Genomic DNA, 12,048 nt, shown 5'->3' on the forward strand with positions numbered 1-12,048 from the left:
AAGGGGAGGGAAGATCCAGTGGATCTTCCCTCCCCATCGCCTGGTTCCAGCTCGGCTTAGAGTTCTACGATTTCGAACTCCATCAAATCCGCGCCCTGCGCTACAGGCTTCTTGCCCTCGCTACCGGCGTGGGCGGCACCCGAACGCTGGTCTCGCCAGTTCTCGAAGTCCGCTCGCGTGGCCCACTGCGTATATACAAAGTAGCGGTTCTCGCCACTGACCGGACGAAGCAGCTTGAAACCTTCAAAACCTGGCGAGGAATCTACCGACTGCTTGCGTGCCGCGAAGCGCTTTTCCAGCTCGTCTCCGGCCTGCGCAGGAACCGACAGTGCATTGATGATGACAATCGACATGGTCAACCTTTCCTGATTTTGCTTCACGGTGATCGAAGCTTCTGCGCCCAGCCTACGCCGGAATTTCCATCGCTCGCAGTTCATGGCGAAGTACAACAATCACCGGGATGAGAACTTTAGTCTGCGAATTCTTCTGGCCAGCAGATCTCAAATCTTTCCAAGATCAATTCACCGCCTGGCTGCCGTGTATCTTCAGGAGACCAGTCGCGGCCAATAAATTTTTGGGTTCTTCGCCAAAACTTTTCATGTTCGCGGCGCCAGTAGGCCAAGCTCAAATCCCCTTCACCCTCGGCGGCAGCAAATTCCTCATCCACTTCAAAGAAGTTGGCACGCTGCACGCTGATGACCCGCAAGATTGCTTGCGGCTGTCCGGCCCCGTCGCAAATAATGCAGTGATCTTCGGGCTGGGGAACACGCTCGTCATAGTAATCGTATTCGCGAGCCAACGATGAGGTTGCCCTTTGGTTCCGTGCAGAATTTCATTCAAGAGCTCTTCGGCCAAGGCAGGATGATCTCCGAAAGACTCAACCACATGATGCGGCGCATCCTGCTCACGAATGCCTCGATGGGCTAGATAGTCAGTCCACATCTTCGCAGCCACTTCATAATTGACCGGTGGCAAAGGTTGAACGATATTTTCCGTCATGCGTTGATCCTAATCCGGCAACGGCCAAGTCCTGCATTCTTACCGACTCTGGCCGTGAAAGTTAGGGTGAAGGAAAAAATCCGTCAGTTACCGTTTTCAAACTTACTCATGGCTGGCGCAGAATTGCGTAACCCCCCAGGCATCGCCGCCCGTCTGGAATGCGGGCCCCCTGTGAATGAGGTAGCGGGTGCACTTATCGCGCTCAATTGCTTAGGTGCATCTACTGTGACTTCGTCTTCAATCTCGGCTTTAGAGGTCTTTCGCAGGTGAAGATAGGTCTTCACGCCAAAGCTCAGCACAACCGACAATACGATGCCTGCGATGACTAACGAAACGAGTAGCACGTCGTTCAGAGACAGGTCGCTGAGCTCTTTGGTTAGCAAAGATGGAGCAGAATTCGTATCCATACCTGATCCTGACATCGAAAGTATCCGCTGCATTGTCCCCATAGGACTCCACCCTAAATCGTGAACGACCGGTTCATCGCGGTTCTCAGCTAATTGATATGGGTTCGTTACGCGACACCCATGTCTTCGGTGTTAGATATGGCGATGCTCCCTGCAACCGTGAATTTTCCTCGTGGACGCAGGGAGCAGATCTAAGCCAATTTATTAGTTCTCGCGACGGATCAGTTCACCGTGCGGAGTCTGGAAATCTACGTCGCTACCGGCAATGATTGAGAGGCGTACCACCCCGTGTAACTTCTTACCCTGATAAGGAGAGATGGGGTTCTTGTGGTGCAGATTCTTGACATCAACTTCGAAAGATTCTTCCGGCGCGAAGATCGCAAAGTCAGCATCTCGTCCAGCTTCAATGACAGCCTTGTGAGTCAATCCAGCCAGCTTGGAAGGGTTCACGCTCATCCAGGTGATGACCTGTTCAAGGCTCAGTCCGCGCTTTTTTGCTTCGCTCCAGATCAGTGGCAAGCCCAGCTGCAGGGAGGCAACCCCGCCCCATGCGACTCCGAAGTCGCCGTTTTCGACGTCCTTCAGGTCAACGGTGGACGGCGAATGATCCGAAACGATGCAGTCGATAATGCCCTCTTCCAGGCCCTTCCACAACAAATCACGGTTGGCATCTTCACGAATCGGTGGGCAGCACTTATACGCTGTGGCGCCATCCGGGATTTCTTCGGCCAGCAAGGTCAGGTAATGCGGGCAGGTCTCAACGGTGAGCTTCACGCCTTCGGCCTTGGCGGTACGAATCATTTCCAGCGCGTCAGAGCTGGATAGGTGAAGTACGTGGGCGCGTACCCCGGTCTTACGAGCACGCTCGATCACCTGCTCAATGGCGGTATTTTCGGCAGAGCGGGGACGGGAATTGAGGAACCCTGCATACTCTGGGCCGGAAGCTTGCTCAGCATTTTCAATGATCTGCGAGTCCTCTGCGTGCACGATCATCAATGAGTCAAAGGACTGCAATTCAGCCATGTCCTCTTCCATCTCATCAACACTCAGTGACGGAAATTCGTCGACACCTGAGTGCAGGAGGAAGCATTTAAAACCGAAGACGCCAGCTTCATGCAATTCCCGCAGGTCTTTCTTATTACCTGGGACGGCTCCACCCCAGAAGCCAACGTTAACGAAGGCATTCTTGCTGGCCGCTTCACGCTTGATGTTTAGTGCTTCAAGATTCACGGTAGGTGGAATGGAGTTCAATGGCATGTCCACGATGGTGGTTACTCCACCGGCTGCGGCAGCCTTCGTGGCCGATTCGAAACCTTCCCATTCGGTACGACCTGGCTCGTTAACGTGAACATGTGTATCCACCAGCCCTGGCAGGAGTACCTCATCGTCAGCGACCTCAATAACACGGTGACCTTCGAGCCCTGCGCCGAATTCTTCCACGGCCACAATCTTGCCGTCGCGGACTCCAACTTCACGCGCCGCAATCCCCTGAGCAGTGAGTACCCGTGCACCACGCAGTACGAGGTCAAAGAGTGTTGTTTCGGTGCCGGATTCGGCGTCATTGCGGCCAAGGGTTTCGTTCAGGCTCATGAGGTGTTCCTACTCGTTGAAGTTCTTCTGTATCTGGCAGCTCTATGCCAGTTTAGGGGTTAGTGGCGCGGAGCACACCCGAAAGGTGAACCGGTGCTCCGCGCCAAGATTTCTGTGGGTCTACAGGTCAGCGACGACTGCCTTTCAGGCTCCCACAGTGGCCGCGACACCCAATGGCACCAACGCGGTTGGTGCATCATCGGGGCCAACAGCCAGGTCTTCAAACTCGTTGACTGCATCAAGCTGTGCACCCATGGCGATGTTAGTAACCTTCTCCAAGATCACTTCAACCACCACCGGTACCTGATGTTCTGCTGCCAGTTCGCTGGCCTGGGCGAACCCTGCGGCGAGCTGGCTTGGATCCTCGATGCGTACTGCCTTGCAGCCCAAGCCTTCGGCCACCTTGACGTGGTCAACACCGTACCCGTTGGTTTCTGGGGAGTTGATGTTATCGAAGCCCAAGGAGACGTGATAATCCATCTCGAAGGGACGCTGGGACTGGCGGATCAATCCGAGGTAAGAATTGTTCACCACCACGTGAATGTATGGCAGTTTGAACTGTGCACCGACCGCCAATTCTTCGATCATGAACTGGAAGTCGTAGTCCCCCGAGAGTGCCACGACTTTCTGGCCCGGCTTGCCGCGAACTACACCCAATGCTGCCGGTCCGGTCCAACCCAGCGGGCCGGCCTGTCCGGCGTTGATCCAGTTGCGTGGCTGGTACACGTGCAGCATCTGTGCGCCGGCGATCTGCGAGAGACCAATGGTGGAGACATAGGTGGTGTCCTGGCCGAAAGCCGCGTTCATTTCTTGGTACACGCGCTGTGGCTTAATCGGAATGTTCTCAAAGTTGGTCTTGCGGTGCCCGGTGGATTTGCGTGCGGTGCACTCATCGGCCCAGGCCGAATAGTCAGGTACGGTGCCGGCGGCCTTGCGTTCACGCACCACGTCCAAGATGGCTTCGATGGCGGCCTTAGCATCGGAAACTATGCCAAGGTCTGGTGAGAACACGCGGCCAATCTGGGTGGCTTCGATATCCACGTGGATGAACTTACGCCCGGCACGGTAGGTATCCAGTGCCCCGGTGTGACGGTTAGCCCAGCGGTTACCTAAGCCCAGAACAACATCGGATTCCAAGAAGCTCGCGTTGCCGTACTTCGTATGGGTTTGGATACCCACCATGCCCGACTGCAAGCGGTGGTCATCAGGAATGACGCCCCAGCCCATCAGGGTGGGCGAGACTGGGATGTTCAGCTCTTCGGCCAGCTGCACTAATTGTTCGCTGGCGTTCGCGTTGATCACGCCGCCGCCGGCGATGATCATTGGCTTCTTACCACCGAGCAGCAGGTCGACGATTTTTTCTGCCTGGCCACGGGTAGCCTGCGGGCTTAGCACCGGCAAAGGCTCATAGGCGTCGATATCAAAATCAATTTCCGCCATCTGCACATTAATTGGCAGGTCAATCAGTGCTGGGCCGGGACGGCCAGAGCGCATGATCTGGAAGGCCTTGGCGAAAGTGCCTGGGACCAGTCCAGGTTCGAGCACGGTGGAGGCGTACTTGGTCACTGGCTTGGCGATGGATTCGATGTCTACCGCTTGGAAGTCTTCCTTGTGCAACACGTTGGTCGGCGCCTGCCCGGTGATGCACAGCATCGGAATTGAATCGGCGATTGCCGCGTACAACCCGGTGATCATGTCGGTACCAGCAGGGCCCGAGGTGCCTAGGCACAAACCGATTTTTCCGGTGGCACGTGAGTAACCGTCAGCAGCATGGCTGGCTCCCTCAACGTGGCGGTGGAGCGTATGGCGGATGCCGCCGTGCGCCTTCATCGCTGAATACAGTGGATTGATGGCGGCTCCTGGCAGGCCGAAGGCCTCGGTGGCGCCCTCCTTTTCCAGGATCTGAACGATGGCATCTACTGCGCGCATCTTGGTCATGGCAAACACGTCCTTTAAGAAGAACAAGCAAACTGTTCGTGGGTAACTGAGAAGAAAGAAAGAAAGAAAGAACCTACGGCAGACGGCACGGCGCATGAGTCACCACAACGCCTACTCCTTGAGCACCAGATGTCGGTAACGAGCCGGAACGAAGCCCTCACACACCACCTGCGGTATCGCTATCGACTAACCGTGTACAAAAGTCGCCAACGAGACCAGCATCGGTGGTGCATGCCGTGATCTGAGGTGCAGGCGCTACCAGCGCCGCCCGCCGTAGGAAGATGTGTGGGTTTTAGGCTGGAAGCGGGGCTTCAACCTTGCCGGCTAGGCGCTGCACGCCACGGAAGAGACCTGAGTGGTCCAATGCTCCGTCTCCGGAGGCCACGGTGGAGGTAACCAACTGGGCGACCAAGGCACCCAGTGGCAAGACGACGCCGGCTTCGCGGGCGGCCGAGGTAACGATGCCCATGTCCTTGTTGTGTAGGGCTAGGCGGAAGCCGGGAGCGAATTCACGGTCAAGGATCTTCTGGGCTTTTTGGTCCAGCACCTTCGAACCGGCCAACCCGCCACCTAGCACCTTGATCGCTGCGTCGGTGTCCACGCCATAGGCTTCGAGGAAGACGACCGCTTCGCTCAGCGCCTGGATGTTGGCGGCGACGATCAGCTGGTTGGCTGCCTTCACCGTTTGGCCGGAGCCCGAAGGACCCACCAGCACGATGGTCTTGCCGACGGCGTCGAGTACCGGCTTGGCTGCCTCGAAGTCTGCGGTGTCACCGCCGACCATAATCGAGAGCACGCCTTCGATGGCTCCGGCTTCGCCGCCGGATACTGGTGCGTCCAGGGGACGAAGCCCGGCTTCGCGTGCCTCGGAGGCGAGAGCTACTGCCACGTCCGGGCGAATCGACGAGTTATCGATCCACAGTGCCCCGGATTTAGCGTTAGCAAAAACGCCTTCTTCTCCGGTGACAACGCCTTGGACATCGGGTGAGTCGGGAACCATGGTGATGACAATGTCGGCGTCTTTCACGGCGTCAGCGATGGATGTGGCTCCCTTGCCTCCGGCGGCCACAAGGTCGTCGATGGCCTTGGGGCTGCGGTTGAATCCGGTGACGGTGAAGCCGGCGTTGACGAGGTTTTTGGCCATTGGTAGGCCCATGATTCCGAGGCCGATAAAGGCTACATTCTGTGACATGTTGTTCTCCAAAGTCTTAGGTGTGTGGATCTTTAGGCGTTGGCCGTGGAGGTGGTTAGCCAGTCGAAAGCTGTGGCGCGATCCTGCTTATATTCCAGGGAAACCTTGCCGGTGTAGCCCAGTTCGACGCTGCGGTTGATCCAGTCGAGCAGTGGCAGGTTTCCGGTTCCCGGGGCGCCGCGACCTGGTGCATCAGCGATTTGGATGTGGCCGAAGTCCTTGGCATGCGCTTCGATCAGGGCAGGGACATCGTCGCCATTGACCGAGAGGTGGTAGAAGTCGGCGAGTAGGGCGATGTTGTTATTGCCCTCAGTCTTGATTGCCTCGACAACCTTGAGGGCGTCGGCGGAGGTCTTCAGCGGGTAGGCTTCGGTTCCTGAGACTGGTTCGATCAGCACGGTGCCACCAATTTTCGCAACACCCTCGGTAGCGGCCAGAAGGTTCTTGATGGCCAGCTCGTCTTGCTCTTCGGGAGTGTAGTCCTCTAGGCGATTGCCGTAGAGGGCGTTGAAGGAGGTGCAACCGGTGGCTTCACCGATGGCGGCGACGACATCAACGTTGTCCTTGAATTCGCTGCAGCGTCCCTTCCAAGAAACTAAGCCGCGATCTCCTGCAGGCATATCACCGGCGAAGAAGTTCAGTCCGTCCAGCTGGACGCCAGCGTTGGACAGTGAAGCGATGAATTCATCAACCTGCTTGTCGCCGGGTACTGCTTCAGCAAATGGCCACCAGAATTCGACGCTGTCGAATCCTGCTTGGCGTGCTGCCTCAGCGCGCTCCAGTAGTGGCAATTCCGTCAGAAGAATCGAGCAATTCAGAGTGTAAGACACCGGATTTCCCTCCAAGACCATCGTTCCTAAGTTTCCGCTTTATGGAATTTAGGTTTTGCTTTATGAAAACAGTAAGTCGCCGCGCAATAAACTGTCAACCCTTAATCGCCGACTTCTTACATACTCTCCCGACGCTCATCTATAGCCAGCGTTGTCAGTCGAGGGGCGCGTCATCGTTGCTTAATATGCGAAACCCTCCCGTAAGAAACAATGAGAATCTCCCGCCTTGAGTCCAGCTAGAGGTCAACCGAGTTTCTTGCTCATTTCCGAGATATGAAATCTCGATTCTCTATTGCGGTAGCGTCTGCGCCGACTTACAGTTGAGGGGCAGGTGATGTGGCACACATCTCGGAGTGAATATTTCTAACTCAGGAGCAGCCATGAGCGCACGACTCATAGGAAGTCCAACAGGACGTCCAGACTGGCACCAGGCCTTCGTAGCCCAGCCAGTTGTTGGCACCCCCGCGGAGTTCTATCGGAACTTCGGCCAGCCGATCTATCCGTAACGCGTGTTCCGATCCCCTTTGTGGATCCACGCAACTGACCAATCACGAATAGACCAGCTTTTTGCGCATGCACGTTGGCAGCCCCGCGATTTTTTTGCACCCAAAAACTTTTGGTGGCTTTGCCCTGCCTTCAGCGTGCTTCTTGAGAAAAGGACCTCACCATGAGGCAAGAACTCTCGGAGACTGTTTCCTCCGAACCAATCATCGCGCCGACAACCGGCCAAGGCATAGACCCCGCGAACCCCCACGAACTCTCCCCCAGCCTTTACAACCAGGATCTGGCACCAACCACCCGTCAGGGACGCTCGTGGAACGCCTACAGCATCTTCACCCTCTGGGCCAACGACGTGCACTCACTGGGTAATTACGCTTTCGCCATCGGGCTCTTCGCCTTGGGCATGAGCGCAGGTCAGATCCTCGGCGCCTTAGGCATCGGGGCCGTCTTACTCTTCGCACTGTTGAACTTCTCCGGATTCATGGGCGAAAAAACCGGCGTCCCTTTCCCAGTGATGAGCCGTATCGCCTTTGGCATTAACGGCGCACAAATCCCCGCCCTCATTCGTGGAGCGGTGGCCATCGCGTGGTTTGGCATTCAAACCTACCTGGCTTCTCAGGTGCTTTCGGTGATGGTCATCGCCGTAGCCCCGGGCGCCGCAGGACTGCAGGATTCCAGTTTCTTGGGCCTGAACACCTTAGGCTGGATCTGCTTCGTGACCTTGTGGGTACTACAGCTGATCATCGTGTCCTATGGCATGGAAATGATCCGCAAATACGAGGCTTTCGCCGGTCCTGTCATCTTGGTGACCTTCTTGGCCCTGGCCATCTGGATGCTCATTGAGTCCGGGTTCAGCATCTCCCTGAGCACCGGCGAAACCAAAACCGGCGGAGCCATGTGGGCCTCCATGTTCGGCGCAGCAGCCCTCTGGGTCTCCATCTATGGCACCTTCGTCCTGAACTTCTGCGACTTCACCCGTGGCGCCCAATCAAAAAAGTCCATCGTCAAAGGCAACTTCTTCGGCATCCCACTGAACATGCTGTTCTTCGGAGCCATCGTAGTGGTACTGACCGGAACACAGTTCTCCATCAACGGCACCATCATCACCTCACCTTCGGATGTGGTCTCGGCGATTCCCAATACCTTCCTACTGCTCTTGGCTTCCGCGGCTCTGCTGGTACTGACCATCGCCGTGAACCTCATGGCAAACTTCGTGGCACCCACCTACGCGTTGACCAACCTCTTCCCCAAGAAGCTGAACTTCCGTAGCGCCGCCATGATTTCCGGGGTCATCGGGCTGGTGATCTTGCCATGGAATCTTTATAACTCCCCAGAAATCATCAACTACTTCCTCGGCGGCTTAGGGGCCTTGCTTGGCCCACTCTTCGGCATCATCATGGCCGACTACTGGCTGATTCGTAAGGCACGGATCAATGTCATGGACCTGTACCGAACCAATCCTGAAGGTACTTACTTCTTCACCCGGGGTGTGAATTATCGTGCGGTGGGTGCCCTGGTCATCAGTTCCGTCATTGCATTGGTGCTGGCCTTCGTGCCGGCCCTGCACGTGGTGGGGTCCTTCGCCTGGTTCCTCGGTTCGGGAGCTGGCGCTATCGCCTACCTAGCGTTGGCCAAGCGTCAACATGACCTTGCAGATATCGACGGCGAGCCCATCGCCGTGGCACCAACACACTAGGAGCGTCATGCGAATTCTCATTGTGAACGTGAATACCACTGCCTCCATGACCCGTGCCATCGGCGACTCAGCACGAGCCGTTGCCTCGCCGGGCACCGAGATTATCGAGCTCACCCCAGATTTCGGGGCGGACTCCTGCGAGGGCAATTTTGAAAGCTACCTGGCCGCACTGGCGGTCATGGACAAGGTCATGAGCTACCCAGAACCTTTTGATGCCGTCATCCAAGCCGGTTATGGAGAGCACGGCCGCGAGGGCCTGCAGGAATTACTGGAGGTGCCGGTGGTGGATATTACCGAAGCTGCTGCGTCCACCGCACAATTCTTGGGCCATAAGTACTCCGTGGTCACCACCTTGGACCGGACGGTTCCACTGATTGAAGACCGGCTGAAGTTAGCAGGCCTGACCGACCGACTGGCCTCGGTCCGCGCCAGTGGGCTCGGGGTATTGGAACTGGAATCTGACCCGGCGCGTGCGGTCGAGGCAATTGTTCAGCAGTCCAAAATCGCGGTGGAGCAGGATAAGGCGGAGGTGATCTGTCTTGGTTGTGGTGGCATGGCCGAACTCGAAGAACAGGTCCGGGCAGCCACCGGGGTACCGATCGTTGACGGGGTGCGTGCCGCGGTGACCATCGCTGAATCTTTGGTGCGGTTGGGGCTCAGTACTTCCAAAGTGCGCACCTATGCTCCCCCACGTCCGAAGGTGCTCACCGGGTGGCCGCTGAGTTCAGCTCTTATTACCAAGTGAATGCGCAGGCCTATCCCAGTTAGTGCACAGACTGCGCGTTTAGAGTTGTAAGTACCTCATGAAGGTGCGAGTGATGACAAAAGTTTTGGTCCCGATGCTTCGGCATCGGGACCAAACTTTTTTGTACGGCACCTAGGCGTGCCGCATATATGAAAGCCAGTTCTTAGTTGGCTTGAGCCATTTCCTGAGCATCCGCGTTTTGCTCCTGCTGACGCGAACGTTCTCCAAAAAGCGCCACGCCAATGGCCAAGACACCTGTGAACAGAACGCCTAGGCCAATGTGTACCTGCAAGAACCCAGCACCTGCGGCCGCACCGATAAGAATGAGCGCTACGGCCAGCAAACGCCGCTCCCAATGCTTGCCGCTACCGCCACCCAATGGGGAATCCGCGGCGAGGCCGGTCAACGTGGAGGTAACCACCACCGTGGTGACATCTTTAACCGCAAGGTGACGTGCGGTGGCCGCCTGTAGCCCCATGGCAGCTGCGATAAAACCAGTAACAGACAAGGCCGCAGCTTCAGAGACATTCTGTAGGCCAGCAAATAATGCGAGCGATGTCAGCGTCAAGCAAATACCCACCGCTGCGATCAGCGCGGTAGTGCGTCGACTCCACCCCGCAGCTTCGCGCTTTAATACTCGTCCGGCAATGGCTGCGCCGAGCACAAAACCCACCAAGGCGATAAGCGGCCCGAGTACCGGCAGACCGTCGGCGCCCATGAGTGCCATTCCAAGAATCACGACATTGCCGGTCATGTTTCCAGTGAAGACCCTGTCCAGACCTAGGTAGCCGACGGCGTCGATAATTCCTGTCGAAAAGGTTAGAACAAGCATCAAAATCAGATGTGTTCTCGCTGGGTCTCGGGGTTTGAGGGCATTAGGCATAGTGGTTTTCTTTCGCTGCGGTCGGATCTGTGCCTAGCGTAGGGCAACACCATCTGATCCCCCACGCATGTTGCGAGCACACTTCACATGCACAGTTTCGTTACGACGCCACTTTTGTCGAGCGCACAAAAAATCCCTGCAACCACGCGGATGCAGGGATAATTTGTCGACGAATTGTTTAGCTGATTGCATCAGCGATCGGCGTGGAACCGTCATAGAAGTTCACCGTAGCGCGCACTGCAGCTTCGGTATCTACAACGTGAGTGATCACCTCGGCCACATTCTCACGCGACACCTTGCCATTCTCTGGCGCAGGAGCCTGGCCATCAACATTGCCCTGTTCATCTGCCAGCTGGATCTGCTTGCTGGCAGGATCCAGGGTCAACGCACCGGGGCCAAGAATGGTGTAGTTCAAGTCGCTCTCACGCAGAACTGCATCGGCGTCATGCTTGGCCTTGGCATAGGTGTAGAAAGAGTTTTCTGGGTCAAGCTGGTCAACATCCACCAGAGCCCGCGAGTAGGAGACCATTACGAAACGGGTCACACCAGCTTGCTTGGCCGCTTGAATGGAACGAACGGCCGCGTCAAAGTCCACGGCTCGGGTACGTTCCTTATTTCCACCGCCGGCACCGGCCGAAAAGACGATGGCCGAGGCACCAGCGAAAGCATTGGCGAGCTGATCAACGTCAGCGTTTTCAATATCAAGTACCACCGGGTTGGCACCGGTCGCGGTGATCTCTGCGGAGTGGTCAGGATTGCGAATCAACGAATCAACGGCAAAGCCACGGGCAACCAACTTGGGAGCGGCCAGCAAGGCCACCTTGCCATGGCCACCAATAAGGACTACTCGACGTTCTTCAGACATGTACTACTCCTTCTGATCACTGTTCTTACTTCCCTACGGTGGGCATAACCCCACTGAACCAAAACCTATTCCCGCAACCGCTGGGGACACCAATCTGGTAATAGGCTCAATGCCAGTTCCGCTTCAATTTCTGTGGGCGTAGCCTCGAAATATAGCTTGAACAATCAACACAGGATGAACGCTGATGAAGCATAAAACCCTGAATCTAGAACTGAGCAATGATCAGTTCGCCGACCTCACCAACGCTTTGGAGGACCATCGGGACTATTTCAAAAAGCGGGCTGATGAAGCGCTGATGGGCTTCGGTTTAGATACCGGTTATTGGAAGTCGCGCGCCGAGGAAGTCCAAGAATTACTCGGGTTAGTCCTGCATTCCGCACGGCAAGAACAGCAGCGCTAGCA

Annotated in this window: 13 protein-coding genes; 4 read left to right on the plus strand and 9 right to left on the minus strand. The window is 56.4% G+C overall.

Features of this window, described 5'->3' with window-relative positions:
• Window positions 1-56 precede the first annotated feature (56 nt).
• From QMQ05_RS15610 to QMQ05_RS15640, 7 genes are all read right to left on the minus strand, one after another.
• Complete coding sequence (locus tag QMQ05_RS15610) at window positions 57-353, minus strand: antibiotic biosynthesis monooxygenase family protein (RefSeq protein WP_345471513.1); 297 nt, start codon at window positions 351-353, stop codon at window positions 57-59.
• A gap of 116 nt (window positions 354-469) precedes the next feature.
• Window positions 470-799, minus strand: a complete 330-nt coding sequence (locus QMQ05_RS15615) for an ASCH domain-containing protein (RefSeq protein WP_345471515.1) — start codon at window positions 797-799, stop codon at window positions 470-472.
• A gap of 283 nt (window positions 800-1,082) precedes the next feature.
• The gene (locus QMQ05_RS15620) at window positions 1,083-1,406 is read right to left on the minus strand and encodes a hypothetical protein (RefSeq protein WP_345471517.1); all 324 of its coding nucleotides are present in this window, start codon (window positions 1,404-1,406) and stop codon (window positions 1,083-1,085) included.
• A gap of 204 nt (window positions 1,407-1,610) precedes the next feature.
• Window positions 1,611-2,996: an allantoinase AllB gene (allB, locus tag QMQ05_RS15625; protein ID WP_345471518.1), complete on the minus strand. Its 1,386-nt coding sequence runs from the start codon at window positions 2,994-2,996 to the stop codon at window positions 1,611-1,613.
• 144 nt (window positions 2,997-3,140) lie between these two features.
• Window positions 3,141-4,934: a glyoxylate carboligase gene (gene gcl, locus QMQ05_RS15630; protein WP_345471519.1), complete on the minus strand. Its 1,794-nt coding sequence runs from the start codon at window positions 4,932-4,934 to the stop codon at window positions 3,141-3,143.
• A 292-nt stretch (window positions 4,935-5,226) separates the two neighbouring features.
• Window positions 5,227-6,126 (minus strand): 2-hydroxy-3-oxopropionate reductase, encoded by a 900-nt coding sequence (locus QMQ05_RS15635; protein WP_345471521.1) that lies wholly within the window; start codon window positions 6,124-6,126, stop codon window positions 5,227-5,229.
• A gap of 32 nt (window positions 6,127-6,158) precedes the next feature.
• The gene (locus QMQ05_RS15640; RefSeq protein ID WP_345471523.1) at window positions 6,159-6,956 is read right to left on the minus strand and encodes a hydroxypyruvate isomerase family protein; all 798 of its coding nucleotides are present in this window, start codon (window positions 6,954-6,956) and stop codon (window positions 6,159-6,161) included.
• A gap of 380 nt (window positions 6,957-7,336) precedes the next feature.
• On the opposite strand from QMQ05_RS15640, the gene QMQ05_RS15645 reads away from it, so the two are divergent.
• From QMQ05_RS15645 to QMQ05_RS15655, 3 genes are all read left to right on the plus strand, one after another.
• A complete protein-coding gene (locus QMQ05_RS15645; RefSeq protein WP_345471525.1) occupies window positions 7,337-7,462 on the plus strand; it encodes a hypothetical protein in 126 nt (41 codons plus the stop codon).
• Between the two features lie 161 nt (window positions 7,463-7,623).
• Complete coding sequence (locus QMQ05_RS15650; RefSeq protein WP_345471527.1) at window positions 7,624-9,153, plus strand: NCS1 family nucleobase:cation symporter-1; 1,530 nt, start codon at window positions 7,624-7,626, stop codon at window positions 9,151-9,153.
• A 7-nt stretch (window positions 9,154-9,160) separates the two neighbouring features.
• On the plus strand, window positions 9,161-9,898 hold the full coding sequence (locus QMQ05_RS15655) for an aspartate/glutamate racemase family protein (RefSeq protein ID WP_345471529.1): 738 nt from the start codon (window positions 9,161-9,163) through the stop codon (window positions 9,896-9,898).
• Between the two features lie 163 nt (window positions 9,899-10,061).
• Here QMQ05_RS15655 and QMQ05_RS15660 read toward each other — a convergent pair whose 3' ends face one another.
• A complete protein-coding gene (locus tag QMQ05_RS15660) occupies window positions 10,062-10,781 on the minus strand; it encodes a YoaK family protein (protein ID WP_345471531.1) in 720 nt (239 codons plus the stop codon).
• Window positions 10,782-10,959: 178 nt separating this feature from the next.
• Window positions 10,960-11,646, minus strand: a complete 687-nt coding sequence (locus QMQ05_RS15665) for an SDR family oxidoreductase (RefSeq protein WP_345471533.1) — start codon at window positions 11,644-11,646, stop codon at window positions 10,960-10,962.
• A 184-nt stretch (window positions 11,647-11,830) separates the two neighbouring features.
• Between QMQ05_RS15665 and QMQ05_RS15670 the strand changes: the two genes are divergently transcribed.
• Window positions 11,831-12,046 carry a hypothetical protein gene (locus tag QMQ05_RS15670; protein WP_334122083.1) on the plus strand — a complete coding sequence of 72 codons (216 nt, stop codon included), beginning with the start codon at window positions 11,831-11,833 and terminating at the stop codon, window positions 12,044-12,046.
• Window positions 12,047-12,048: the final 2 nt, after the last annotated feature.

Origin of the sequence: Glutamicibacter sp. B1 (assembly GCF_039602135.1) — a bacterium.
GTDB lineage: Bacteria > Actinomycetota > Actinomycetes > Actinomycetales > Micrococcaceae > Glutamicibacter > Glutamicibacter ectropisis.